Consider the following 25,579-nt stretch of genomic DNA (forward strand, 5'->3'; position numbering starts at 1 on the left):
AGAACGTCCAGGGCGCCGTCACCGCCCTGCAGAACGCCGGCGTCGGCCCCGACGACATCGACGGCGTCGGCCTCGGCGCCTACCTCGCCTGCAAGGACTGGAGCGGCGGCAAGCCCTCCGGCATGAAGGCCGCCCTGTTCATCAACGGCAGGGACGTCGGCGCGCTCGCCGTCCAGACCATGTACGACCGGCTCAAGAACGGCAAGGAGATGCCCGCCGAGGCGTTCGCCGCCACCACCATGGTCGACGCCGCCACCTGGAAGAGCGCCGGCGTCACCTGCAACTGACCGTCCTTCCCCGCGGTCGCCCGGTGGGGCGGGCGGCCACCTCCGCTCCTTCTCCGAGGTGACCCAGCAGTGAGCAGAGCACGCCGCGCGACCTCGCACTCCCGTCCTCCCGCCGGCCGGCCCTCCGCCGCCGGGGCGCGGGTCGAGGGCATCAGCAAGCGGTTCGGGGCGGTGCAGGCCCTGAGCGACGTGACCCTCGACCTCCCCGGTGGCCGGGTCACCGCCCTGATGGGGGAGAACGGGGCCGGCAAGTCCACCCTTCTGAAGATCCTCGCCGGCGACCACCGGCCCACCGGGGGACGCGTCCTCCTGGACGGGCGACCGGTGGACCTGCGCTCCCCGGCCGACGCGCGGGCCGCCGGCATCCGGATCATCCCGCAGGAACCCGAGATCATCCCGCACGTCCCGGTCGCCGAGAACGTCTACGCCGGCGCGCTGCCACGACGGGCCGGCCGGCGCCTCGACCGGGCCGAGCTCCGCCGCCGGATCACTGCGGACCTCGACCGGCTCGGCTTCGCCGACGTCCTGGAACCGGACCTGCTCGGGTCGCAACTGACGGCCGCCCAGCGCCAGTTGGTCGAGATCATGCGCGCGCTGACCGGCACGACCGCTGCCCGGGTCATCGCCTTCGACGAGCCGACCTCCTCACTGTCCGAGCACGAGGTCGACGCGCTGTTCGCCCTGATCGGCCGGCTGCGCGAGCAGGGCGTGGCCGTCGTCTACGTGTCGCACCGGATGCAGGAGATCTTCCGCCTGGCCGACCGCATCGCCGTCCTGCGCGACGGGGCCCTGGTCGGTGTCCGCGACGCCGGGGCCACCACCGAGCACGAGCTGGTGCGCCTGATGGTCGGCCGCGACCTGTCGACGGTGTTCGTCCGCCGCCCGGTCGTCACCGACCGGGTCGTCCTGGACGTCCGCGGCCTGACGACGGACCGGGTGCGCGGCATCGACCTGCGCATCCACGCCGGCGAGGTGGTCGGCCTCGCCGGGCTGATCGGCGCCGGACGCTCCGAACTCGCTCTCGCGCTCGCCGGCGACCTGCCCGTCCGCTCCGGCAGCGCCACCCTGGACGGGCAGCCGCTGCCGTTCGGCCGGCCCGGAGCGGTGATCCGCGCCGGCCTGGGCCTGGCCCCGGAGGAGCGGAAGGCCCAGGCGCTGTTCCTGCACCGCACCGTCCGGGACAACACCTCGATCGCGGTGCTGGACCGGTTGCGCCGCTTCCGCTTCGTCCGGCGGGGCGCGGAACGCGACCTCGCCCAGGAGTACACCGACCGCCTGCGGGTGCGGACGCCGTCCGTCGAGCACGAGGTCCGCAAGCTCTCCGGCGGCAACCAGCAGAAGGTCGTCCTGGCCCGCTGGCTCGCCCGCAGGCCCAAGGTGCTGATCCTCGACGAGCCCACCCGCGGCATCGACGTGGGCGCCAAGGCCGAGATCTACCGGATCGTCGCCGACCTCGCCGAGCAGGGCGTCGCCCTCCTGGTGATCTCCTCCGAACTGCCCGAACTGCTCGGCCTCGCCGACCGGATCCTCGTCCTGCAGAACGGCCGCGCCACCGGCGAGCTGAGTCGTGCGGAAGCCACCGAGGAGGCCGTCCTCGCCCTCGCGATGGCCGACGACATCAGCACGAGCGCCCCGGGAGCGACCTCATGACGACCGCCACCACACCGCCCGCCGTCTCCGACGACGGAAGCCGCCACCGGTCCGCCGCGGGGATCCCCCTGCTGAGTGCCGTCGGCGGGCAGAACCTGAGCCTGATCGGCGCGCTGGCCGCGGTCCTCACCGTCTTCGGCCTGCTCAACGACAACTACCTCAGCCTGACCAACATGCAGGTGATCGCCGAGGCCGCCACCATCACCGGCCTGCTCGCGGTCGTCCAGACCGTCGTCATCATCTGCGGCGGCCTCGACATCTCGGTCGGCTCCCAGGCGGGCGTCGCCTCCGTCGTCAGCGCCATGGCCTTCACCTCGTCCGGTTCCCACGCCTTCGCGGGCGTGGCCGCCGCCGTCGCCGTCGGCCTGCTGGTCGGCGTCCTCAACGGCGCGGTCATCGTGTACGGCCGGGTCAACCCCACCATCGCCACCCTCGCCGGCCTCGCCGCCTACAAGGGCCTCGCCCAACTCCTCTCCGACGGCCGGGCGCAGGGCTACGTCCTCAACGACGCCGTCTTCGTCTTCCTCGGCCGGGGCAGGATCGCCGGGCTTCCGGTCATGGTCTGGATCCTCGTCGCCGTGGCCCTCGCCGTCCACGTCCTGCTCACCTGCACCGACATCGGCCGCAACGTCTACGCCATCGGCGGCAACGACACCGCCGCCCGCCTCGCCGGCATCAACATCAACAAGTACCTGGTCGCCGTCTACGCCCTGATCGGCGCCGTCGCCGCCGTCGCCGGCATCCTGCTCACCGCCCGCACCGGCAGCGGACAGCCCACCTCCGGCAGTGAGGGCCTGGAGCTCAAGGCCATCACCGCCGCCGCCCTCGGCGGCTGCGCCCTCAAGGGCGGCAAGGGCACCGTCGGCGGCACCCTCCTCGCCGTCGCCCTCCTCGGCGCCCTGGAGAACGGACTCACCGGTCAGGGCATCAACTCCTTCTGGCAGAACGTCGCCCAGGGCGCGCTGCTGGTGGTCGCGGTCGTCATCCAGCAGCGCCGCACCAAGGAGCGCGCCGTCGGCCTCCCCGCCTGACGGGCGCCGCCCCGGGTCCGCTCCGGCGGCTGCTTCCCGAGCCGCTCGCCGGAGCGGCCGTGCGGCACGCGGTCAGCGGACGAGCCGGGCGACCAGGTCGAGTTCGTCGGCGAGGAGGGCCGGGTCGCGGGGGCCGGCGTGCGGGGCCGGGAGGGAGCGGACCCGGAAGGGGTTGCCGGGGGTGGTGGCGTCGGCCTCGCGGATCATGAGGTCCTGGAGCGGGAGCGGGATGGTGCGGTCCCGGGTGTAGCGGACGAAGGTGCGCGGGACCCGGCCCCACTGCTGCGGGAGGCCGCGGGCGTCCTCACTGGCGCCGACGGCCGCGGTCTCGTCGGGTTCCAGGATGTTCAGCAGGGCCCGGACCTCGGCGTCCGTGCGGTCGGCGGCGAGCGAGTCCTTGACGGCGGCGAAGAACGCGGGATCGCCGGAGCGCCAGTTGACCCGGCTGACGCCGAGTTCGGGCGGGGTGGGCACCGGCGGGATCCGGAACATGGCGCTGCCGGCGCCCTCGGGGGTCATCACGAGGTGCAGCACCGAGGGGTGCCGGGTGGGGCAGAACGCGGAGGCGTACACCAGGTGGGCGATCAGGTCGGGCACCTGGTTGGCGACCGCGTTGAGGGTCGCGCCGCCGAGGCTGGTGCCGACCAGCACGACGGGGCCGCTGCGGCGGGCCCGCCGCACCACGCCGGTGACGTGCGCGGCGAAGTCGGCCAGCGTGACCTGGGAGATCGGGGACGGCTCGGTGCGCAGCCGTTCGAGGTCCTGCGGGACCTGGTAGGACTCGGGGAGGTACGCGCCCAGCCCGTGCCCGGGCAGGTCGACGGCGACGGCGCGGTGGCCGCGCAGTCCCAGCTCCCGCTGCAGGGGCTGCCAGTAGAAGGAGTTGCTGCCCGAGCCGTGGACCAGGACGAAGGTGGGCGCGCCGCGCCCGGGCCCGTCCGCGCGGGCGGCGGTGGCTCCCGCGACCGTCGCGGTGAGCGCCCCCGCCCCGGCCACGGCCGCTTTCAGTGCGCTGCGCCGGGACGTCCCTCCGGTGTCGGTGCTGCGCTGTCCCTCGGCCATGACGGCCCCCTTCTGTTCGTTCGCCGGCCGCGACGGCGACCGCCGCGGTGGGTGCGAAGACCGGCCCGCCGCGTCCTGGGACCGCCCCCGGGGGGGCGAGTGTTCCAGCCTTCACGGAAGGAGGACCGGGCAGCCCGCCGAAGTGTGACGCGCGGTCGGATCCCCGGGCCGTCACTTCGCGTGGAGGGCGGTGACCACGGTCATCCGGCCGACCCGGCGGGCCGGGAGGACGGCGGCGGCCAGGCCGATCAGGACGGTCAGGGCGAGGGCGGCCAGGACGAGGGGGAGCGGTGGCCCGCCGAGGGTGCCGATGCCGGAGGTGACGGAGCGGGCTGCCGCCCAGCCGTAGGCGAGGCCGAGGGCGGTGCCGGCCAGGGCGGCGGCGAGGGAGAGCAGGAGCGCCTCCAGGGTGAGCATGCGGCGGAGTTGACGGCGGGACATGCCGATCGCGCGGAGCATGCCGATCTCGCGGGCGCGTTCGCTGACGCTGAGCGTCAGGGTGGCGGCGACGCCGAGGCCGGCGATGGCGACGGAGAAGGAGAGCAGCACCATGGTGATCCGGGTGGTCCGGTCCAGCAGGGAGCGGAGGGTCTCGGCCTGGGCGGCGGTGTCGGTGACGCGGATCCCGGGGTGGCCGGCCAGCGCCCGGTCCAGTGCGCGGCGGGCGGCGGGGTGGTCGGCGCCTCCGGCGGGGTCGGCCCAGAGGGTGGTGACGGCCGCGCCGGGGGCGAGTCGGTCCAGGGTGGCGGGGGTGACCAGGAGGACGGCACCGCTCTGCAGGGTGAACGGGAGGCTGCTGCGGCCCGGTTCGACCCGCAGGTCGGCAGCGGGCCGTCCCGGGGCGGTGATCCGGATGCTCCGGCGGCCGTCGGAGAGGCCGTCGAGTGCCGCCCCGTCGGTCAGCGCCCGGGCCCGGTCGACGTCGTCGGCACGGGAGTTGAGCCGGGCCGGGTCGGCGGCCGCCACCAGGGTCGGGACGCCGTCGACGTCCAGGGTGGCCGAGCGGACCGGGGTGACGGCGAGTCCGGGCTGTGCGCCGAGGGCGGCCAGCGCGTCGGCGGGCAGTGCGCGGCCGTCGGCGTCGGCGGAGAGGACGGCGGGCTGGCGGGCGGAGACCACGGGCAGCAGCGAGTCGGAGGTGGTCTCCAGGGCGGTGACGGCGCCGACCATCACGGTGACGCCGAGCAGCAGGGCCGACCCGGTGGTGCCGGTGCGGGCCGGGTTGAGCCGCAGCTGCTGGGTGGCGAGCCGGCCGGCCGTGCCGCCCAGCCGGCGGGCGGGGGCGCCGAGCGCGGCGACCACGGCGGGCAGCAGCCGGTGGGCGAGCCGCAGCACGCCGAAGAAGCTGCTGATCGCGCCGAGCGTGACGGCCGGCAGGGACAGCGGCGGCGGGGCCGTCGCGCCGATCACCAGGCCGGCGGTGCCGGCCAGCAGCAGGACGGCGGTCCGGACGGCGGCGCGCAGCCGGGCCGCGGGGCTGCCGGCACCGTGGGCGCCGCCGAGTGCGGCGATCGGTGCCACCGCGGAGGCCTGCTTCGCCGGTCCGCGGACGGCCAGCAGGGTGAGCAGCACGCCGAAGACTCCGGCGAGTGCGCAGGTCACGGGGGACGGCAGCAGGTCCAGGTGGACCGGCCCGAGGTCGGCGTGGCGGGCGAGGGCGGTCGCGGCGGCGCCGAGCCCGAGGCCGGCCAGGACGCCGGCGCCGGACGCTCCGATGCCGAGCAGCAGTCCCTGACGGAGGATCAGCCGGCGGACCTGCGCCCGGTCGGCTCCGACGCAGCGCAGCAGGGCGAGTCGGCGGGTGCGCTGGGCCAGCATGACGGAGAAGGTGTTGCTGACGACCATCCGGGCGACCGCGAGCGCGATCAGCACGAAGGACATCGCGGCGGTCAGGACGACGCCGTAGAGGGTCTTGCTCTGCCGGGTCGCCTCGGCGACGGACGCGGCCCTGGTCCGGATCTCGGGTCCGGCGCCGAGGGCGGTGCGCAGTGCTTCGGCGGTCTGCGTGCGGGAGGCGTCGGGCCGGAGCCGGACGTCGAGTTGGGCGGCGGTGACGACGGTGGCGTACCGGTCCACCGCGCCGTCGGGGACGGCGACGATCGGGTGTCCGGCGAGGCTGGGCGCGCCGCGGCCGTCCAGGGTGCCGACCAGGCGGGCGGTGGCGGTGCCGCCGTCGGCGCGGGCGAGTCGGACGTCGGCTCCGGGTGCGGCGTCGATGCGTTCGGCGGTGTCGGTGTCGAGGAGCAGCTCGCCGGGGCCGCCGGGCCACCGGCCGTCCTTCAGCAGCTGCCAGCGCAGGGCGGGGTCGGCGGCGACGGCCGTCACGGTCGCGGCGTCGTCGAGGGGCTGCCCGTCGGCGGTGAGCAGGGTGCCGCGGCCGGTCCGCCGCAGTGCCGCGGCGGCCACGCCGGCGGTCTGCCGGGCCCGGTCGGCGGTGGCGGCGTCCAGGCTTCCGTCGGCGGCGGGCCTGGTGATCTGGAGGTCGCCGGGCCCCACTTCGGCGGCCGCGGTCTGGCTGAAGGAGTCCACCAGGGCGCCGCTTCCGCTGACGGAGGCGATCAGGAAGACCACTCCGCAGGCGATCGCGGCGCCGCTCAGGAGCAGTTGCCGCAGCTGCCCGCGCAGCTCGGACACGGTGTATCGGCAGGTCGTCATCGTTCCTCGGTTCGCACGCCCCTGAGCTGCGGTGACGTGCCGTCAGGGGATGTCAACGAGCCTAGGGACGGCGGCGCGGCGGACCGTAGGCACCGGGTCCTGATCATGGTCAGCCTGCGGGCCGAGGCCCCGGCCGGCTCCCTCCTCCTTCGGAGGTACGCCGCCCCGGGGGCCGTGCCGGCCCGCGGTTCACCGCTTCGGGTGGCGACGCTCCCGGGACGGCCGGCCCGCACGCGGCCGGTGTTCGATCGCAATTCCCTTGTGCGGCAGGGAGATCGGCCGCTGCCCGGCGCGCGTTCGCACGCCGCCTGACGGGAACCTTACGCATCCGGTCGGGTACGTTCGGTGACATGACGGAACGGTTCGGCACGCGCCAGGGGTGGAAGCTCCTGTGGGTCGCCGCCGTTCTCGCGGCCCTGGTGCACTCGCTGCTCTGCGTCCACGCCCCGCTCTCGGCGGCGGCCCCGACCGACTCGCTGCCGGCCGCCGCCCGGTGCCCCGCGGCGGCGGGCCCGCAGCACGGCGCCCCGCACGACGGCGGGCGGCACGACGACTCCCCGCAGGACGGCGAGCGGCACGGGACGCGGTGCGCGGACGAGGACCAGCCGGTGACGGTCCATCAGGGCGACCGTCCGCTGCCGGCGCCCGCCGGGCTGCTCCTCGCGGAGCCGGCGGCGCCCGCCGTGCCGGCTCGGCCCGCGGGCCTCGGGTGCGGTCCCGGGGCCTCCCGGCCGGACGGCGGCCGGACCAGAGCGGTGCTGGGCGTCTGGCGGACCTGACGGGGTCCCGCCGCTGCTCCGTCCGGAGTCCTGCGGCTGCCGCGTCCTGATGTTCCGTCACCCATGAGCCGGTCCGCCGCGCGCGGGCCGCAGGAGATCCCTGCCATGACCTCTCTCGTGTCCCGTTCCGCCGACGCGGCTCCCGCCTCGCCCGCGCCGCCGACCGCCCCCGCCGCCCGTTCGGCCCGGACTCCCGCCGGGCTGGTGGGCGACACGCCCGTGCTGTGGGTGGGCGAGCCGTTCACCGCCCCCGGGCGCGGCTTCTGGGCGAAGCTGGAGGGCCGGAACCCGGGCGGCATCAAGGACCGTCCCGCCCTGCACATGGTGCGCGCCGCCCGGGAGCGCGGTGAACTGCGGCCCGGCGCGCGGATCGTGGAGTCGACGTCCGGCACGCTGGGCCTCGGCCTGGCGCTGGCCGGCGTCACGTACGGGCACCCCGTCACGGTGGTGACCGATCCGGAGATCGAGCCGCTGATGACCGGGCTGCTCACCGCGCACGGTGCGGACGTCGTCGTGGTGGACGCGCCGCACCCGGTCGGCGGCTGGCAGCAGGCGCGCCGCGACCGGGTCGCCGGTCTGCTCGCCGCGGAGCCCGGCGCGTGGTGCCCGGACCAGTACCACAACCCGGACAACGTGGCCGCGTACCGGCCGCTCGCGCTGGAGCTGGTCGCCCAACTCGGCCGGATCGACGCCCTGGTGGTGAGCGTCGGCACCGGCGGGCACTCGGCGGGCGTCGCCGGGGTGCTGCGCGACCGGTTCCCGGACCTGCGGGTGGTCGGCGTGGACACCGTCGGCTCGACGATCTTCGGGCAGCCGGCGCTGCCCCGGCTGATGCGCGGCCTCGGCAGCAGCATCCACCCGCGGAACGTGGCCTACCCGCTGTTCGACGAGGTGCACTGGGTGGCCCCGCCCGAGGCCGTCCGGGCGGCCCGCGACCTCGCCACCTCCCGCTACGCCACCGGCGGTTGGAGCGTCGGCGCGGTCGCGCTGGTGGCCCGCTGGCTGGCCGCCACCACGGCCCCGGACACCCGGATCGCGGCGGTCTTCCCCGACGGCCCGCAGCGGTACGTCGGCACCGTCTTCGACGACGACTGGTGCCGGGCCCGCGGCCTGCTCGGGCGCCGCCCGCCCGAGCAGCCGGACGAGATCGCCCACCCCGCCGAGCGCACCGTGACCCGGTGGACGCGGTGCCGCACCGTCCTCGACCCGCTGGCCGGCCCGGGCCCGCTGCGGGCCGCCGGCGGGAGTGCGGACCTCGCGCGGGCCGCGCGATGAGGGCGCTGTGGCGGCAGACCCGCTCGTTCAGCCCGGCCGCCCGGCTGCTGATGGCCAACCAGTTCACCATCAACCTGGGCTTCTACATGCTGATGCCCTACCTGGCCGCCCACCTCGCCGACGACCTGGGCCTCGCCGCGTGGACGGTCGGCCTGGTGCTGGGCGTGCGCAACCTCTCCCAGCAGGGCATGTTCCTGATCGGCGGGACCCTGGCCGACCGGTTCGGCTACCGGGGCCCGATCGTCGCGGGCTGCCTGCTGCGCACCGTCGGCTTCGCACTGCTCGGCCGGGTCGACTCGCTGCCGGCGCTGCTCGCCGCGTCCGCTGCGACGGGGTTCGCCGGCGCGCTGTTCAACCCGGCCGTGCGCGCCTACCTGGCCGCCGAGGCGGGCGACCGGCGGGTGGACGCGTTCGCCGCCTTCAACGTGTACTACCAGGCCGGCATGCTGCTCGGCCCGCTGGTCGGACTCGCCCTGCTGGCCGCCGACTTCACCGCCGTCTGCACCGCGGCGGCGGCCGTCTTCGCGGCGCTGACGGTGCTGCAGTGGCGGGCCCTGCCGGCGCGCGGCGGCGGCGCCGGGCCGGAGCGGGAGGGCGTCCTCGCACAGTGGCGGACCGTCGTCGCCAACCGGCCGTTCCTGCTGTTCTCCGCCGCGATGATCGGCGCGTACGTGCTGACCTTCCAGGTGTACCTGGCCCTCCCGCTGGCCGCCGGCGCCGCCCTCGGCGCGGACGGCGCGAAGGCGACCACCGGCCTGTTCCTGCTGTCGGCGGCCGTCGCCGTCGCGGGCCAGCTGCGCCTCACCGGCTGGGCCGAGGGCGCCTGGTCCCCCGCGCAGGCGCTGGTGCGCGGACTGGCCGCGATGGGGGCGGCCTTCGTCCCGCTCGCGCTGCTCCCCCGGGGCGGCGCGGCGGCCCAGCTGACGGCGATGGCCGTCGCGGTGGCCGTCCTCGCCGCGGCCGGCGCGGTGGTCTACCCGTTCGAGATGGACACCGTGGTCACGCTCGCCGGGGGCCGCCTGGTCGCCACCCACTACGGCCTGTACAACACCGTCTCGGGGCTCGGCATCACCCTCGGCAACCTCGCGGTCGGCGCGCTCTGGGACTTCGCCGCCCGCCACCGCGCCCCGTACCTGCCCTGGCTCGCGCTGGCCGCCACCGGGCTGCTCTGCGCCGCCGCCGTGCACCGCCTCGCCCGCACCGGACGGCTGGCCCACCCGCCGCGGGAGGCCGCCCCCGCGCCGGCCTGACCCGGACGTATTGCACACTATTTGCAACTGCAAATCTGATGCGAGAGTGGTGCGGGCGGATGCCGGAGTCGCCGGTGGTGCTGGGAATCGAGTCGTCGTGCGACGAGACGGGGGCCGGGCTGGTCCGGGACGGGGTGCTGCTCGGACAGGCGGTCGCGTCGAGCATGGCCGAGCACGCCCGGTACGGCGGGGTGGTGCCGGAGATCGCGGCCCGCGCGCACGTCCACGCGATGGCCCCGGTGGTGCGGGAGGCGCTGGACCGGGCCGGCCTGACGCTCGATCAGGTCGGCGCGGTCGCGGTCACCACCGGGCCCGGCCTGTCGGGGGCGCTCCAGGTCGGCGTGGCCGCCGCCAAGGCCTACGCGTTCTCGCTCGGCGTGCCGCTGTACGGCGTGCACCACCTGGCCGGGCACGTGGCCGCCGCCGGGCTGGCCGGCGGTCCGCTGCCGAACCCGTGCGTGGTGCTGATCGTGTCCGGCGGCCACACCTCGCTGCTGCTCGTCCGCGACCTGGCCCGCGACCCGATCGTGCACCTCGGCGACACCCTGGACGACGCGGCCGGCGAGTGCTTCGACAAGACCGCCCGCATCCTCGGCCTGCCCTACCCGGGCGGCCCCGCCGTCGACCGGGCCGCCCGGGACGGCGACCCGCACGCCGTGCGGCTGCCCCGCCCGCTCACCGGGCCGGGCGACCACCCGTACGCGTTCTCGTTCTCCGGGCTGAAGACCGCCGCCGCCCGCTGGGTGGAGGGCCACCGCGCCGCCGGCACCGAGCCGCGGGTGGCGGACGCGGCGGCCTCGCTCCAGGAGGCGGTCGCCGACACGCTGACCCGCAAGGCCGTCCGGGCCTGCGTCGACCACGGCATCGGCACCCTGGTGGTGGTCGGCGGTGTGGCCGCCAACTCCCGGGTCCGGGCACTGACCGAGCAGCGCTGCGCCGCCGCCGGGATCACCCTGCGGGTGCCGCCGCTGTCGCTGTGCACGGACAACGGCGCGATGGTCGCGGCGATCGGCGACCTGCTGGTCCGCGCCGGGGCCGAGCCCGCACCGCCGGACGTGTCGGTCGACCCCTCCGCGCCGCTGGAGTTCGCCGCCCTGACGCCGCGGGTCGGCCGCCCGGCGGGCGTTCCGGCGCCGGCAGCGCGCTGAGCCGCCGGTCCGCCGTCGCGGAAGTGCCAGGTCTCGTGGCGGGCGGCCGGGTTCACCGGGAGCGCGCGCACGGCTGCGCCCCCGACCGGCCCGTACGGGTCGGTCGGGGGCGCCGGCTTCAGTGCTGCCGGGTCCTAGCTCACTCGGCGCTGTAGGTCGCGCCCGACCCGATGAACTCGCCGGAGATGCTGTCCGGGCCCGCGAAGACCCAGAAGTTGCTGAACTGCGGGCCGTCGGGCGAGACGACCGAGTTGGTGTCCATGACTCCCGCACCCTGCTCGCCGACGTAGAACTGGCCGTGGCCGTAGTCGGCGTTCAGGCCTTCCTGGGCGGAGGCCAGGCCGGCGCAGCCGAGCAGGACGGGGGCGGTGAGGGCGAGGGCGGCAACGGTGCGGTGAAGAGCGCGCATGAGAAAACGGGTCCTTCCGGTAACGGAGTTGAGGCGGAGGCGGACGGCCTCCCTGCACCCAGGAGACCCGAGCCCGCCCGGGGCGGCCAGCCGGTGCGGGGCCGAATACTCCCCATGGCCGAGCAACGTGGCTCGTGCGGCCGACAGGCCCGCCACCCGGGCCGCCGTCCGCCGTCCGCGATCCGCCGGACGCGCCCGGTCCGGGTCCGCCCGGAGCCGCAACCCGGCTGCTCACAGCGGAAGTTGAGTACCCCTGCCGCTCCAATGGCGGTGCGCGGAAACCGGTTGGCGCGACGGCTAGCCTAGGGTACCTTGGCCAAAAACTAGGGGTTCTAGGGGACAGGTGGGGAGCCATGCAGGCACTGACCGAGGCGGCGATCCGGGCGTCGTTCGTCAACTGCACGAAGGGGGAGGCCGGTCGGGCCCGGCTGCCGCGGGAGCTGGACGGGCTGGACTGGCCGGAGCTGGACTTCCTCGGCTGGCGGGAGCCGGGCGCGCCGGACCGCGGGTACCTGGTGGCCGAGTTCGGGGGCCGGACGGTGGGCGTGGCGCTGCGACTGGCCCAGCGGCCGGGCGCGGGCCGGGGCGGGGCGATGTGCTCGATCTGCCTGACGGTCCACCCGGCCTCGGGCGTGGCTCTGATGACGGCCCGTCGGGCGGGCCGGGTCTCGGGGGAGGAGTACGCGTCGGCGGGCGAGTACGTCTGCAGCGACCTGGCGTGCCCGCTGTACGTACGGGGGCGCCGACGGGCCTCGCCGGGCGGGGCGCGGATGACGGAGAGCCTCGACACGGAGCAGCGGCTGGCCCGGATGCGGGCGAACCTGGCCGGCTTCCTCGGGCGGGTGCTCGGCTGACCGGCCGCCCGCCGTCCGGACGGCGACCCGGGAACGGCCGGCCGGACCGGAACGGCCGTTCGGCGAAACGGCGGTGACGCTGCGGCAGATCTGGCCGGCGGGCGTCAGGGCCGGCCGGTGCGCGGCCAGTCCTCCAGCAGCTGGTGCAGGGCCGCCACGATGCGGTGCCAGGAGCCGTCCACCTCGCGCGGGTGGTGGAAGCCGCCGTTGGCCTCGATGCCGATGAAGCCGGCGAAGGTGGAGCGCAGCAGTCGGACGGCGTCGGTCAGGTCGGGTTCGTCCAGCCGGTAGTGGCGCATCATCGCGGTGGTGAGCTCGACCGTCCGGGCGAGCGCGTCGGTGCCGGCGAAATCGGCCGGGTCCAGGCGCAGTTGGGTGGCGGCGTAGCGGCCGGGGTGCTGCTGGGCGTACGTCCGGTAGGCGTCGGCGAAGGCGGTGAGGGCTTCGGCGCCGGAGCGGCCGGCCACGGCGGCCGCGATCCGGTCGTTGATCTCCTCGGTGGCGAGCAGGGCGACCCGGGTGCGGATCTCCTGGAGGCTCCTGACGTGCGAGTAGAGGCTGGCGTCCTTGACCCCGAAGCCGCGGGCGAGGGCGGAGGCGGTGACCTTGTCGATGCCGACGCGGTCCGCGAGTTCGGCGGCGGCGCGGGTGATCCGGTCGACCGTCAGACCAGCGTGCGCGCCCATTGTCCTCCGCCCCGAAACCTCGACCTGCCGAGCCTGCGTCAGTGTATCCGGGTGGATCGGGGCGAATGCGGAGCGGATTCGGGTGCGACGTTTCGGCGCGACGGCCCGTCTGGAAGAGGGGGGCTTCACGGTCCGGCCCGGAAAGATCATCTGATATCCCATCAGATGGTAATGTACCGGACAAACGGGGGCGTGGGTGACGCACGTGCCCCGGCCGATCCGCACCCTGGAGCCACCCGTGTCCGCACGCCTGTACCGCCGCAGCATTCCGCTCGCGGCCGCGGTCCTCGCCGCCTCCCTGCTCGCCGTCTCGGCCCAGGCCGACGACCCGGCTCCGGCCGACGCCACGCTGACCGCTGACCTGAACACGCTGCTCGCCGACCCCCGGCTGGCGAACGCCCAGGCCGGCGTCGAGGTCCTGGACGCCACCACCGGCGAGGTGCTGTACGCCCGCCAGCCGCAGGCGCTGTTCACCCCCGCGTCGACCCTGAAGACCGTGACCTCGACCGCGGCGCTCGACCTGCTGGGCGCGGACTACCGGTTCACCACCGAGGTCCGCACCACCGGCGCCGCCTACGACGGCACCCTGGTCGGCGACCTGGTGCTGCGCGGCGGCGGCGACCCCAGCCTGCTGGTGCAGGACCTCGACGAGCTGGCCTCCAAGGTCGCGGCGACCGGCGTCTCCACCGTCACCGGCCGGGTGCTGGCCGACGGCACCCGGTACGACTCCACGCCGCTCGGCCCGGGCTGGGCCTGGGACGACGAGCCGTACTCGTACAGCCCGCAGATCTCCGCGCTGACCGTCGCCAACGACGCCGAGTACATGATGGACACCGCCCAGGTGGTGATCACTCCGGGCGCGGCCGGCGAGGCCGCCAAGGTGACGACGGTGCCGGCCGAGGCGCCGCTGAAGTTCGTCGGCACGGTCGCCACCGGCGCGGCCGGCAGCGGCTCGACCGCCGGCGTGGACCGCCGCCGGGGCAGCAACGACGTGTCGCTGTCCGGCAGCGTCGCGGCCGGCTCCGCGCCGGTGACCGCCTGGGTGACCGTCGAGGACCCCAGCACGTACGCCGCCAAGGTGTTCGCGGGCGCGCTGGCCCGGCACGGCGTGAAGGTGCTGCGCGGGGTGCAGGCCGCGAACGGCTCGGAGGCCTCGCAGCCGCTGGCCTCGCACCAGTCGAAGACCCTCGCCGAGCTGATCGTCCCGATGCTGAAGATCAGCAACAACGGCATCGCCGAGCACCTCACCAAGGAGATCGGCAAGGTCAAGGGCGGCCGCGGCGACTGGGCGACCGGCGTCAACCAGGTCAACGCCTTCCTGAAGGCGAACAACCTGTCCACCCCGGCCGGCCGCCAGGTGGACGGCTCCGGCCTGTCCCGCTACGACCTGACCACCCCGGCGAAGATGGCGGGCCTGCTGAAGGTCGCCCAGGACAAGCCGTGGTTCAACGCCTGGTACAACGCGCTGCCGGTCGCGGGCAACCCGGAGCGGATGGTCGGCGGCACCCTGGCCGCCCGGATGCGCGGCACCAAGGCCGAGAACAACGTGCACGCCAAGAGCGGCTCGATGGGCGGCGTCGACAACCTGCTCGGCTACGCCACCGCGCCCGACGGCCGCAAGCTGGCGTTCGTCGTGATGGTCAACAACTACGCCGGCACCAGCCCGCGCCCGGTCGTCGACGCGATCGCCGTCCGACTCGCCACCGGCCCCGCCGCCGCCCCGGCCCAGCTGAAGTCCAACTCGCTGGTCGCGCCCTCCGGTTCCGGTGACGCCCACACCGGCACCCGCTGGGAGGACTGCGAGACGCTCTCGCACTGCTGACACCTCGTCACCGTGGGCCCCGTCGCAGCAGCGGCGGGGCCCACGGCCGTTCCCGGGCCCCGCGGGATTTCATCAATCAATCGCTTGATCAGGGCCCGGGCCGGGCGTACGCTCCCCGCCATGAGCCAGCCCCTGACGGCCGCCGAGGCGAGCCGGGAGCGGATCCTCACGGCCGCGACCACCCTGTTCGCCGAGCACGGCTACGACGGCACCACCACCCGGACGATCGCCGGCGCCGCCGGACTGAACGTCGCCACCGTCGCCTACCACGTGGGCACCAAGGCCGACCTGTACCGGGAGGTGATGCGGCGGGCCCACGAGGCGGAGCGGGCCGCCGTCGCCGCCGCGCTCGCCGGGTTCGCGGCCGCCGCCCCGGACGACCCGGCCCGGGCCGCGGCCGAATTCGCCGACCGCTACCTGGACTTCTGCCTGGACCAGCCACAGGTCCCCGCGCTCTGGATGCGCCGCTGGATGGCCGACGCCGCCGAGTTCGCCGACCTGGAGGAGCGCTACGCCCGGCCGCTGATCGACACCGTCCGCGACGGACTCCGCGCCGCACTCCCGCAGTTGACGCCGGACCGGGCCGAACTCGCGGTGTGGACGGTGCTGTGGACCACGCACGGCTTCTGCCGCTCGGTGATCCGCACCCAGGTGCCGCGCTTCCGCGCCCACCTGCGGGACCTGGTGGTGCGCGAACTCGGCCTCGGCGGCGCGATATGACGGACCGCCGGGAACCGTCCCGGCGGGAGCTCGCCGGCTACGCGATCGGCTCGATCGGCACCGGCGTCCACTCCACCGTCCCCGGGCTGCTGCTGCTCTACTTCATGACCGACGCGCTCGGCGTCCCGGCCGGCCTGGCCGGGCTGGTGGTGGCCGTGCCCAAGGCCTGGGACGCGCTGTTCAACCCGCTGGTCGGCGCGGCCAGCGACCGCGAGGCGCTGCGCACCGGACGCCGCACCCGGATCCTGCTGGCCGGCGCGCTCGCCCTGCCCGTCGCGTTCGCCGCGATGTTCCTCTCCCCGCTCACCGGCTCCGGCGCCGCCGCCTGGGTCGCCGTCACCTTCGTGCTCGCCTCCAGCGCCTTCGCGCTGTTCCAGGTCCCGTACGTGGCGCTGCCCGCCGAGATGTCCGACCGGCCGCAGGCCCGCACCCGGATCACGGTGTGGCGGATCGTCTGCCTGACCGTCGGCATCCTGGTCGCGGGCGGCCTCGCCCCCGCCGTGGTGTCTCTGGCCGGCGGCGGGCGCGGCGGCTACGGCGCGATGGCCGCGGTGGTCGCCGTCCTGCTGCTGGTGACGCTGCTGGTCCCGGCGCTCGGGGCCCGCCGGGTGCCGGCCCGGCCCGGCGCGGAGCCGCTCGGGCTGCGGGCGGCGCTGCGCACGGCACGCGGCAACCGGGCGTTCTTCGCGCTGCTCGGCGCGTTCGTGCTGCAGGCCGCCGCGGTGGCGATCATGCTGGCGGCCGCGCCGTACGCCGCCGCCTACTGGCTGGGCGGCTACGGCCTGACCTCGGTGCTGTTCGTCTGCCTGGTCGCGCCGAGCGCGGTCGCCGTCCCGCTGTGGGGCCGGGCCGCCGCCCGCTGGGGCCGGCTGCGCTGCCTGACCGCCGCCACCGGCCTGTTCGTGCTCGCCTCGGCCGCGCTGTGGCCCGCCGCGCACCGGGCGCACGGGCGGGTCGGACCGGTCCTGGCGCTGTGCGCGGTGCTGGGGGTCGCGTACGCGGCGCTTCAGGTGCTGCCGCTGTCGCTGCTGCCGGACACCGTGCACGCGGACGCGGCCCGCACCGGCCGCCTCCAGTCGGGGGCGTTCACCGGGCTGTGGACCGCCGGGGAGACGGCGGGGCTGGCCGCCGGGCCCGGCCTGTTCTCGCTGGCGCTGGCCGCCGCCGGGTTCGTCTCCTCCACCACCGACCACCCGGTGGCGCAGACCGGCGCCGCCCGGGCCGGGGTGCTGCTCGGCTTCAGCCTGGTGCCGGCCGCCCTGATGCTGCTCTCGCTGCCCGCCCTGCGCGGCTACGGCCGCCGCCGCAGCGCGGCCGCCCCGCCCGCCGTCAACTCCCCGATCGGAGCCGAGTCATGACCGCCCCCCACCCCGGCCTGCCGCAGTCCGGCCGCCCCGCCGAGGAGTTGCTCGCCGAGCTGCGCACGCTGACCGCCGGCGACCTGCCCACCCGGGGCGGCCGCACCACCGCGTACACGTACGACGCGGGACGGCCCGAGGTCCGGGAGGCCGCCGAGCGCGCGTACCTGGCGATGCTGGAGGTCAACGGCCTCGACCCGACGGCGTTCCCGAGCGTCGTCGCGCTGGAGCGGCAGGTGGTCGGCGCGGTCGCCGCCCGGCTCGGCGGGGACGACGGCACGCCCGGGATCTTCACCAGCGGCGGCACCGAGTCGATCCTGCTGGCGGTGAAGGCCGCCCGGGACGCCCGGCCGGACGTGGCCCGGCCGGAGATCGTCGTCCCGTCGACCGCGCACGCCGCGTTCTTCAAGGCCGGCCGCTACCTGAAGGTCGAGGTGGTGCCGGTGCCGGTGGACCCGTCGACGTTCCGGGCGGTGCCGGCCGCGACGGCCGCCGCGTGCGGCCCGGACACGGTGCTGGTGGTGGCCTCGGCGCCGTCGTACGCGCACGGCGTGGTCGACCCGGTCGCGGAGATCGCCGCCGACGCGGCCGGGCGCGGCCTGCCCTGCCACGTGGACGCCTGCGTGGGCGGCTGGCTGCTGCCGTGGCTCGCCGAAGCGGGCGCGCCCGTCCCGCCGTTCGACCTGTCGGTGCCCGGGGTGACGTCGCTCTCCTGCGACCTGCACAAGTTCGGGTACGCGCCCAAGGGCGCCTCCGTGCTGCTGTTCCGGGACCGGCCGATGCGGCTCGCCGCGTACTTCGCCTGCGCCCGGTGGCCCGGCTATCCGGTGGTCAACTCGACGGTGCAGAGCAGCAAGGGCGCGGGCCCGCTGGCCGCCGCCTGGGCCACCCTGCAGGCCCTCGGGGCGGACGGCTACCGGGAGTTGGGGCGCGCCGCGCTGGCCGCGACCCGGCGCCTGATCGCCGGCGTGGGGGAGATCGACGGACTGCGGGTGCTGGGCTCCCCCGACGCGACGCTGGTCGCGATCGGCGCGGACGACCCGGCGCTCGACCTGTGGGAGCTGGCCGACGAGTCGCGCGCCCGCGGCTTCTTCCTGCAGCCGCAGCTGAGCGTCTCCGGACTCCCCGCGAGCCTGCACGTCACCCTCACCGGCGTCAGCGAGCAGGGCGTGGACGGGCTGCTGGCCGTCCTCCGCGACGCCGTCGCCGCGGTCCGCGAGCGGGGGCCGGTCGCCCCGCCGACCGAACTGCTGGCGCTGCTCGGCGAGTTCGACCTCGCCGAGCTCGACGACGCGACCTTCGCCGGACTCCTCCCGGCGACGGGCTTCGCGCCCTCCCGCACCGCCGCGGTCAACCGCCTGCTCGACGCGCTGCCGCCGCGCCTGCGCGACCAGCTGGCGACGCGGTTCCTGTCGGTGCTCTACAGCCCCTACCTGGACTGACCGGCGGCGCGGAACCGGGGCGCGGCGAACCGCGCGGAGCGGACGGCGCCCGGGGGCGGGGCCGCGGCGGGGGCACGGTGACGTGCGCCCGGACGGGCTCTCACGGCCGGGTGTCCACTGCGTCGGGCGCCCGGTCGGCCCCGCCCTGCGGCAGGAGCGCCGCGAGGCCGTCCGCGAGGCGGTGCAGGCCGAACTCGAAGCGGGTGTTCATGTCGGGGTCGGTGAGGTCGTCGGCGAGGGCGACCAGGTTCGGGTAGCGCTCGGCGGGGAGGGCGCGGAAGGTCTCGCCGGCGGCGCGGGCCGCTTCGCCGCGGCTCGCGCCGGCCGCCTCGGCGGCGGACAGCGGGGACTGCTCCTGGAGCACGAAGCCCTGGACGTACGCGGAGAGCAGGTAGGAGGCCATCGCGGCGTCGGCGTCGCCGAATCCGGCGGCGCGCAGGCGGTCGAGCTGGTCCTCCAGGACGGCGAGGATGTGCGGGCCGGGGGCGAGGCGGCCGGCGACGACCTTCGCGGCGTCGCGCCTGGCGAGCAGCAGGGCGCGGTGGCGGCGGCCGTACTCGAGGAACTGGTCGCGCCAACTGCCCTGCCGGGGCGGGATCTCGGCGTCGGCGAGCAGCGCGTCGTTGAGCAGGTCGAGCAGTTCCTCCTTGTTGCGGACGTGCCAGTACAGCGAGGCGGCCCGGACGCCGACCTCGGCGGCCACCTTGCGCATGGACAGGCCGGCCAGGCCGTCGCGTTCGAGGACGCGCAGGGCGGCGGCGGCCAGGCTCTGGCGGGTGACCGCGGGGGTGGGCTCGGCCATGTCGGGTTCCTCGTGGGTGGGTGGTCGGGCGGTGGATCGCGCTTGCAATCTAACACTGTTAGGGCCATTCTTGGGGGCTCCAGCAGCCCCTAACGCCGTTAGGGGCCGGTCGGCACGCCCGGAGGGGGACGGTTCGGTGGAAGGCTCGGTCGGCGCGCGCGAGGCACGCCGCAAGTGGCAGGCGCTCGGCACGCTCTGCGTCACGATGTTCATGGCGATGCTGGACAACGTCATCGTCAACATCGCCCTGCCCCGGATCGGCCGGGACCTGGACGCGGGCATCAGCGGCCTCCAGTGGGTCGCCGAGGGGTACAGCCTGGTGTACGCGGCGCTGCTGCTCACCGGCGGCACGCTCGGCGACCGGTTCGGCCGGACCCGGGTGTTCCGGCTGGGACTGGCCCTGTTCACCGCCGGTTCGGCGGCCGCCGCGCTGGCCGGCGACATCGGGGTGCTGGTCGCGGCGCGGATGCTGCAGGGCGTCGGCGCGGCGCTGCTGACGCCGGGCAGCCTGGCGATCCTGCGGCAGGTGTTCACCGACGAGAAGGAGCGCGCCCGGGCGATCGGGCTGTGGTCGGGGGTCTCCGCGCTCGGCCTGTCGATCGGGCCGGTGATCGGCGGCCCGATGGTGGACGCGTTCGGCTGGGCCAGCGTGTTCTGGATCAACGTGCCGGTCGGGCTGCTCGGCCTGTTCCTGGCGTACCGGGTGCTGCCGGTGATCGCGCCGCGCGAGCGGCGGATCGACCTGCCCGGCCTCGGGCTGTCCGCCGCCGGGCTCGGCGCGCTGGTGTACGGCCTGATCGAGGGCCCCGGCCGGGGCTGGACCTCCCCGGCGGTGCTGGCCTGCGGGGCGGCGGCCGCGGTGCTGCTCGCCGTCTTCGTCCTGGTCGAACTGCGGGCGGCGGAACCGATGCTGGAGCTGCGGCTGTTCCGCGACCGGGTGCTCGCCGGGGCGCTGCTGAGCGGGCTGATGGTCAGCTTCGGGATGTTCGGCGCGCTGTTCTTCCTGCCGCTGATGCTCCAGGGCGTGATGCGCTGGTCGCCCACCGACGCCGGGTACGCCGGCCTGCCGATGACGGCCGTGATCATGCTGGCCGCGCCGCTGTCCGGCCGGCTGACCACCCGTCACGGCCCGCGGCGGCCCCTGGTGCTGGGCATCGCGCTGTGCGCGGCCGGCCTGGGCGGGCTGTCGCTGTACGGCGGGCACGCGCACTACTGGTCCTACGTGTGGACGCTGGTGGTGCTCGGCTTCGGCATGGGCCTGACGTTCACGCCGGTGTCGATCGCGGTGCTGCAGCGGGTCGCGCCGGCGCAGACCGGAATGGCCTCGGCGACCATCAACACGCTGCGCGAACTCGGCGGCGTGCTCGGCATCGCCGTCCTCGGCGCCGTCCTCACCGACCGGCTGACCGGCTCCCTCACCACCGCCCTGCGCGGCCTCGGGCTGCCCACCGACCAGGTGCCGCACGCGGTCTCCGCGCTCACCGGCCACGGCGCCGGCCCCGCCGCGGCGCCGACCCCCGCGCCCGTCCGGGCCGCCGTCGACACCGCCTTCGTCGACGCCCTGCACCTCGCCCTGCGCTGCGGATCCGCCGCCCTGGCCGGCACCGCCGTGCTGGTCGCCGTGCTGCTGCACCGGTCGGCGGCCCGCCGGCCCGCGCCGGCGGCCGCGGCGGCCGTCGAGCCGGCCGTCGAAGCGGCCGTCGAACCGGCCGGAACCGCCTGAGCAACGGCGGTGCGGAACACCCGGGGTGACGGGCCATCGTCATCCCGGGTTCACCCGTTCCGGTAAAGCGGCGCCAAAGGGAACACCAAGTAGGGTGACGGGCAGCACAACGAGGATTGCGCGGGGATGTGGTGAACGGGGCTGGTTCGACGACCGGCATTCGCTAGCATGACCCGCTCAAGTGGTCGGACCGACACCGGTGTTGGGGGATGGCGTGCGCGACGTGGGCCCAGGCGGAAGTGGCGGCGGATTCCGGGTGGCGCCGGACGAGCTGGATGCGGCGGGGCAGACCGCGGGGAGTGTCGCCGAGCGGGTGCCGGGCGAGACCTCGCGGGTGCTGGGCGCGTCCGACGACGCCGAGGGCGGCCTGCGCGGCTGGCTGACGGGCAGTGAGCTGGACGCCTGCACCACCGAGTGGAAGTCGATCCTGGACCGGCTGTCCGCGGAGATGGACCAGCAGGGCGACAACCTGCGGCAGACCGCGGCGAACTACCGCCGCGCCGAGCAGGACGCGGGCAGCGGCATGGCCGCGCCCGCCGGGCGGTGACCGTGGACATCCCCACGCTCCGCGACGCCGACCCGAACCGCCTGTTCGGCGCCGCCGACGCCTACGCGGCGCTCGCCGCCTCCTTCGCCGACCACGCCGGGACGTGGCGCGACGGCGTCGACGGCCGGGTGCAGTCCTCCGGCTGGAGCGGCGACGCGGCCGAGCGCGCCCGCCAGTCGCTCAGCCGGACCACCGGCAAACTCACCGCCGCACAGATGGAGTTGGCCCGGATCGCGCCCGTCCTGCGGGAGGGCGCGGAGGCGTTCGTGCTGGCCCAGGCGAAGCTGCGGGCGGCGCTGAACGACGCGCAGGCCGGCGGCTTCCAGGTCTCCGACGACGGCGGCATCTCCTGGCCGCCGCCCAGCGCCGCCGAACGCCACGACCCGGACGCGCCGGACCGCACCCGGCAGGGCACCGAACTGCGCGACCGGATCGGTGACGCGCTGACCGAGGCCGCGCACGCCGACCAGGTCACGGCCGAGCGGCTGCGCCAGTACACCACCGACGCCCGCACCGGCGCCGGCCTCGACCCCGGCACCGCCGCGATGCGCCTGAACAGCGCGGTCCTCGGCGCGCTCAACCCGTTCGGCGGCAGCGAGGACCTGGTCCGTGCGGGCATGCCCGGCCAGGACGCCTCGCCGACCGAGGTGAACTCCTGGTGGAAGTCGCTGCCGGCCGACGAGCAGCAGCGCCTGATCAACGAGTACCCGGCCGACATCGGCAACCGCAACGGCATCCCGACGCCGGCCCGCGACCAGGCCAACCGGATCCACCTCGACCAGCTGATCACCGACCTGTCGTCCCGTCAGAACCCGTCGGAGTGGGACAAGAAGAAGCTGGAGGGCTTCCGCGCGATCCACGACCGGCTGCAGGACGACCAGGGCAAGCAGCCGCCCGCGTACCTGATGGTGATCGGCGACCAGGGCCAGGGCCGGGCCGCGATCGCCTACGGCAACCCGGACACCGCGGACGACGTGGTGGCGTACGTGCCCGGCCTGAACACCGAGGTCAAGAACATGGGCGCCGGTGACGCCAACCGGGCCCGCGACCTGTGGCAGTCCGCGCACGACACCGACCCGAGCCGCTCCACCGCCTCGATCGCCTGGCTGGGCTACGACACCCCGCAGGCCAAGGGCATCAGCCCCGACGCGCTCGCGGTGGCCGGCGACGAGCGGGCCAAGCAGGGCGGCGAGGCCTACCAGGGCTTCCTGCAGGGCCTGCGCGCCACCCACGAGGGCCAGCCGGCCCACCTGACGGCGCTCGGCCACAGCTACGGCTCGTTCACGGTCGGGCAGGCCGCGCAACGCCCGGGCGGCATTCCGGCGGACGACATCATCCTGGTGGGCTCCCCCGGAACCGGCGCGCAGCGGGCCTCGCAGCTCGGCGTGGACTCCTCGCACGTGTGGGTGGGCGCGGCCGAGCACGACCCGGTGTCGCACCTGCCGAGCCACGCCGAGGCGAAGGGCATAGGCATCGGCGCCGGCATCGGCGGCCTGATCGGCGGCCTGCCGGGCGCGGCGCTCGGCGGCTTCATCGGCGACAAGATCGCCGGGCACGACGACCCGCACGAGCTGTGGTTCGGACAGGACCCGGCGAGCTCCGAGTTCGGCGCGCGCCGCTTCGACGTGGCGGACGGCCCGATGGGCTTCCAGTCGCACTCGGACTACTGGAATCAGGGCGACGGCCGGGACGGCCACTCGCTGCGCAACATGGGCATGATCGTCTCCGGTCACGGCGACCGGGTGATCGGACAGGACCGGCGATGAACGACTTCGCGGCACCCCACCCCTCGGCCGAACTGCTGGCCGCGAAGGCGGCGGTGGACGAGCTGCTGGACTCCGCCCCGGCGGCGCTGAACCCGCCGGCCGACTGGGCGGACGGCCCGTACGTCGAGGTGGAGCACGAGCACGCCTACACCCGGGAGCCGGACGGCACCGCGCACCTGGAGAAGCGGCGCTACCTGATGACCCGGCTCTCCGCCGACCGCTACCCGGAGCTGCTCGCCCAGCTGGGCCGGGCCTGGCGGGCGCGCGGCTGGCAGGTGAGCGGCGAGGACGATCCGGTGCTGCCCGTGCTGCGGGCCGAATCGCCGCTCGGGACGCTGGAGTTGAGGATCGGCATCCCGGGGAATGCGACACTGCTGGCACGGGTGCAGGACGTGCCGCCGAGCGGCACCTCGTACCCGTTCGGCGGCGACAGCACGGTCCCGCTGGGGCCGGACGGCGTGATGGACACCATGCCGCGCCGGCACGACCCGTTCTGGTCGGTGTAGGTCGGGGGCGGCGGGGTCGGTGGCGGCGGAAGAGGGACTTCGGATGAGACTGCGGGTGGCGGGCGCCGTGGCGGCGCTGGTGCTGGGGTCCCTGCTGGCGGGCTGCGGCTCGTCCGGCGGGACGGCGGGCGCGGCGGCCCCGCCGCCGGCCGACCGCGCCCGGGGGCAGCTGCAGGAACTGGTGGACGGCACCACCTCGGCGCTGACCCCGGCGGTGCGGTTCGCCGACGACGCGTTCCGGTCGGTGCCGCACGAGAACGCGCGCCGGGACAACGACGGCACCGCGCAGTTGACGCTGCGCCGCTACGTGCTGACCAAGGTCTCCGACGCCAACCGGCCCCGGCTGCTGGAGCAGGTCAAGGCGTACTGGACCGGCCGCGGCTGGACGCTGACCGAGAACTCGGCGTTCGAGGCGGGCGCGCGGACGCCGGACGGGGCCGGGGTGACGGTCAGCATCGGCGTACCCGGCAACGTGACGGTGGCCGCCACCGCACGGGTGAAGGACCCGGGCGCCACCGAGCCGTTCGGACCGGCGCCGTCCCCGCTGCCCACCGCCCCGGGCGGCGGCCCGGACACCGTGCCCCGGTTCGAGGACCCGGCCTGGTCCTGACCCCGTCCGGGCACCCGGGACCGCGCCCCTGACCTGGACGAACCGGGCCGGAACGGGGCTGATCGGGCGTCAGCACGGGTGATGTGCGCGGCATTTGCCCGGGGGGCCTGGGGTGGCGTGGTCATGCTGGCTATAGTCGCCCATGATCTAGCCGGAACGGCGGCCGGCCGAGGGGGTTCCCTCGGTATTGCCATGCCGCCTTCCGCCATGCCGCCATACCGTCCGGTGTCCTCGGGCCGTCGTGTGTTCCGCCGTTGACCACGGGGAGAGACGACGACCATGGCACACACGACCCGGCGGGGGCGCACCGCGCTCGTCGCCGTCATCGGTGGGGCACTGCTGCTCGGCGGCTGCGGCACCGGCGGCTCCCACGACAAGAAGGTGGACCTGCACGCGCTGCTGCCGGAGGCGGTGCGCAAGGCCGGGGTGCTGCGGGTGGGCGCCTCGTTCACCGCCGCGCCGGTGGTGTACCGCAACGACCGCAACGAGCCGGACGGGCTGGACCCGCACCTGGCGGAGAAGCTCGGCGAGGTGCTCGGCATCCGGCTGGAGTTCCAGGACGCCGGGGCGTTCGCGAACGTGCTGCCCGGCCTGATGAAACGTCAGTACGACATAGCGATGTCCGGCATCACCGACACCCGCGAGCGCGAGGAGGGCCTGGACAAGGACGGCAAGCCGACCGGTCCGGGCGTGGACTTCGTCGACTACTTCATGGCGGGCATCGGCATCGCCGTCGACAAGGGCAACCCGCAGGGCATCACCGACATCGACCACCTGTGCGGGCACACCGTGGTGGTCAAGAAGGGCACCACCCACGACGACCTGGTGCAGCGCCAGACCAAGGTCTGCGACCACCAGGGGAAGCAGCTGAAGCTGGTGGAGACCGACACCGACACCGCCGCGCTGGAGAAGCTGAAGGGGCAGGCGGACGCGTTCATCACCGACTACCCGAAGGCCCAGTACGCGGCGCAGACCGTCGACAACGGCGACGCGTTCCAGATCGGCGGCCCGCAGATCCAGCCCCGGCCGTTCGGCATCGCGCTGCGCAAGGAGGACGCGGCGCTGCGCGACGTGCTGATGCGGGCGATGAACCGGCTGATCACCGACGGCACCTACGACCAGGTGCTGTCCGACCACAACCTGGCGGTCGGGGCGATCCAGAACTCGGTGATCAACGGCTCGACCTGATCCCGGCAG

The 25,579-nt window shown here is 75.4% G+C and carries 22 protein-coding genes and 1 pseudogene; 18 read left to right on the top strand and 5 right to left on the bottom strand.

Translation table 11 applies throughout. From position 1 onward, the window contains the following. The 3 genes and pseudogenes from ACFV1L_RS32775 to ACFV1L_RS32785 all read left to right on the top strand — a co-directional run. A pseudogene (locus ACFV1L_RS32775) lies at positions 1-287 on the top strand (sugar ABC transporter substrate-binding protein); the annotation flags it as partial. A gap of 69 nt (positions 288-356) precedes the next feature. After that, entirely contained in the window at positions 357-1,937 is a 1,581-nt protein-coding gene (locus tag ACFV1L_RS32780) for a sugar ABC transporter ATP-binding protein (protein WP_380373013.1), read from the top strand. Then, the gene (locus ACFV1L_RS32785) at positions 1,934-2,968 is read left to right on the top strand and encodes an ABC transporter permease (protein ID WP_380373016.1); all 1,035 of its coding nucleotides are present in this window, start codon (positions 1,934-1,936) and stop codon (positions 2,966-2,968) included. The genes ACFV1L_RS32780 and ACFV1L_RS32785 overlap by 4 nt, the downstream gene beginning before the upstream one ends. Positions 2,969-3,040: 72 nt before the next feature. Here ACFV1L_RS32785 and ACFV1L_RS32790 read toward each other — a convergent pair whose 3' ends face one another. After that, positions 3,041-4,030 carry an alpha/beta fold hydrolase gene (locus ACFV1L_RS32790; protein ID WP_380373019.1) on the bottom strand — a complete coding sequence of 330 codons (990 nt, stop codon included), beginning with the start codon at positions 4,028-4,030 and terminating at the stop codon, positions 3,041-3,043. 171 nt (positions 4,031-4,201) lie between these two features. Further along, positions 4,202-6,685 carry an FtsX-like permease family protein gene (locus ACFV1L_RS32795; RefSeq protein ID WP_380373020.1) on the bottom strand — a complete coding sequence of 828 codons (2,484 nt, stop codon included), beginning with the start codon at positions 6,683-6,685 and terminating at the stop codon, positions 4,202-4,204. Positions 6,686-7,035: 350 nt separating this feature from the next. Here ACFV1L_RS32795 and ACFV1L_RS32800 point away from each other — a divergent pair, with 350 nt between their 5' ends. The 4 genes from ACFV1L_RS32800 (at position 7,036) to tsaD (ending at position 11,137) form a co-directional block, all read left to right on the top strand. After that, positions 7,036-7,464 (top strand): hypothetical protein, encoded by a 429-nt coding sequence (locus ACFV1L_RS32800; protein ID WP_380373023.1) that lies wholly within the window; start codon positions 7,036-7,038, stop codon positions 7,462-7,464. A gap of 105 nt (positions 7,465-7,569) precedes the next feature. After that, positions 7,570-8,739, top strand: coding sequence for a PLP-dependent cysteine synthase family protein (locus ACFV1L_RS32805; RefSeq protein ID WP_380373025.1), 1,170 nt, complete (start codon positions 7,570-7,572; stop codon positions 8,737-8,739). Beyond that, complete coding sequence (locus ACFV1L_RS32810) at positions 8,736-9,989, top strand: MFS transporter (RefSeq protein ID WP_380373028.1); 1,254 nt, start codon at positions 8,736-8,738, stop codon at positions 9,987-9,989. The genes ACFV1L_RS32805 and ACFV1L_RS32810 overlap by 4 nt, the downstream gene beginning before the upstream one ends. Positions 9,990-10,048: 59 nt before the next feature. After that, entirely contained in the window at positions 10,049-11,137 is a 1,089-nt protein-coding gene (gene tsaD / locus ACFV1L_RS32815) for a tRNA (adenosine(37)-N6)-threonylcarbamoyltransferase complex transferase subunit TsaD (protein WP_380373030.1), read from the top strand. 139 nt (positions 11,138-11,276) lie between these two features. Here tsaD and ACFV1L_RS32820 read toward each other — a convergent pair whose 3' ends face one another. Further along, positions 11,277-11,546 carry a hypothetical protein gene (locus ACFV1L_RS32820; RefSeq protein WP_380373032.1) on the bottom strand — a complete coding sequence of 90 codons (270 nt, stop codon included), beginning with the start codon at positions 11,544-11,546 and terminating at the stop codon, positions 11,277-11,279. Between the two features lie 353 nt (positions 11,547-11,899). On the opposite strand from ACFV1L_RS32820, the gene ACFV1L_RS32825 reads away from it, so the two are divergent. After that, positions 11,900-12,400, top strand: a complete 501-nt coding sequence (locus ACFV1L_RS32825) for an FBP domain-containing protein (RefSeq protein ID WP_380373034.1) — start codon at positions 11,900-11,902, stop codon at positions 12,398-12,400. 104 nt (positions 12,401-12,504) lie between these two features. Here ACFV1L_RS32825 and ACFV1L_RS32830 read toward each other — a convergent pair whose 3' ends face one another. Then, the gene (locus ACFV1L_RS32830; protein WP_380373036.1) at positions 12,505-13,086 is read right to left on the bottom strand and encodes a TetR/AcrR family transcriptional regulator; all 582 of its coding nucleotides are present in this window, start codon (positions 13,084-13,086) and stop codon (positions 12,505-12,507) included. A gap of 238 nt (positions 13,087-13,324) precedes the next feature. Here ACFV1L_RS32830 and dacB point away from each other — a divergent pair, with 238 nt between their 5' ends. From dacB to ACFV1L_RS32850, 4 genes are all read left to right on the top strand, one after another. Continuing rightward, entirely contained in the window at positions 13,325-14,908 is a 1,584-nt protein-coding gene (dacB, locus tag ACFV1L_RS32835; RefSeq protein WP_380373039.1) for a D-alanyl-D-alanine carboxypeptidase/D-alanyl-D-alanine-endopeptidase, read from the top strand. A 120-nt stretch (positions 14,909-15,028) separates the two neighbouring features. Then, on the top strand, positions 15,029-15,628 hold the full coding sequence (locus ACFV1L_RS32840) for a TetR/AcrR family transcriptional regulator (RefSeq protein ID WP_380373041.1): 600 nt from the start codon (positions 15,029-15,031) through the stop codon (positions 15,626-15,628). Further along, positions 15,625-16,986, top strand: a complete 1,362-nt coding sequence (locus ACFV1L_RS32845; protein WP_380373043.1) for an MFS transporter — start codon at positions 15,625-15,627, stop codon at positions 16,984-16,986. Before ACFV1L_RS32840 ends, ACFV1L_RS32845 begins: the two co-directional genes overlap by 4 nt. Next, positions 16,983-18,428, top strand: a complete 1,446-nt coding sequence (locus ACFV1L_RS32850) for a pyridoxal phosphate-dependent decarboxylase family protein (RefSeq protein WP_380373046.1) — start codon at positions 16,983-16,985, stop codon at positions 18,426-18,428. Before ACFV1L_RS32845 ends, ACFV1L_RS32850 begins: the two co-directional genes overlap by 4 nt. A gap of 100 nt (positions 18,429-18,528) precedes the next feature. On the opposite strand, the gene ACFV1L_RS32855 is transcribed toward ACFV1L_RS32850, so the two are convergent. Next, positions 18,529-19,230 carry a TetR/AcrR family transcriptional regulator gene (locus ACFV1L_RS32855; protein ID WP_380373048.1) on the bottom strand — a complete coding sequence of 234 codons (702 nt, stop codon included), beginning with the start codon at positions 19,228-19,230 and terminating at the stop codon, positions 18,529-18,531. A 136-nt stretch (positions 19,231-19,366) separates the two neighbouring features. On the opposite strand from ACFV1L_RS32855, the gene ACFV1L_RS32860 reads away from it, so the two are divergent. From ACFV1L_RS32860 to ACFV1L_RS32885, 6 genes are all read left to right on the top strand, one after another. Beyond that, positions 19,367-20,953: an MFS transporter gene (locus ACFV1L_RS32860; RefSeq protein ID WP_380373050.1), complete on the top strand. Its 1,587-nt coding sequence runs from the start codon at positions 19,367-19,369 to the stop codon at positions 20,951-20,953. Positions 20,954-21,209: 256 nt separating this feature from the next. Then, positions 21,210-21,500 carry a hypothetical protein gene (locus ACFV1L_RS32865; protein WP_380373052.1) on the top strand — a complete coding sequence of 97 codons (291 nt, stop codon included), beginning with the start codon at positions 21,210-21,212 and terminating at the stop codon, positions 21,498-21,500. 2 nt (positions 21,501-21,502) lie between these two features. Beyond that, positions 21,503-23,266 carry an alpha/beta hydrolase gene (locus ACFV1L_RS32870; RefSeq protein ID WP_380373054.1) on the top strand — a complete coding sequence of 588 codons (1,764 nt, stop codon included), beginning with the start codon at positions 21,503-21,505 and terminating at the stop codon, positions 23,264-23,266. After that, complete coding sequence (locus ACFV1L_RS32875; RefSeq protein ID WP_380373057.1) at positions 23,263-23,772, top strand: hypothetical protein; 510 nt, start codon at positions 23,263-23,265, stop codon at positions 23,770-23,772. The genes ACFV1L_RS32870 and ACFV1L_RS32875 overlap by 4 nt, the downstream gene beginning before the upstream one ends. A gap of 43 nt (positions 23,773-23,815) precedes the next feature. Beyond that, on the top strand, positions 23,816-24,382 hold the full coding sequence (locus ACFV1L_RS32880) for a hypothetical protein (RefSeq protein WP_380373060.1): 567 nt from the start codon (positions 23,816-23,818) through the stop codon (positions 24,380-24,382). 279 nt (positions 24,383-24,661) lie between these two features. Further along, positions 24,662-25,570, top strand: coding sequence for a transporter substrate-binding domain-containing protein (locus ACFV1L_RS32885; RefSeq protein ID WP_380373062.1), 909 nt, complete (start codon positions 24,662-24,664; stop codon positions 25,568-25,570). Positions 25,571-25,579 lie beyond the last annotated feature (9 nt).

This window comes from Kitasatospora sp. NPDC059646, from assembly GCF_042734615.1.
In the GTDB taxonomy this organism is placed as follows: domain Bacteria; phylum Actinomycetota; class Actinomycetes; order Streptomycetales; family Streptomycetaceae; genus Kitasatospora.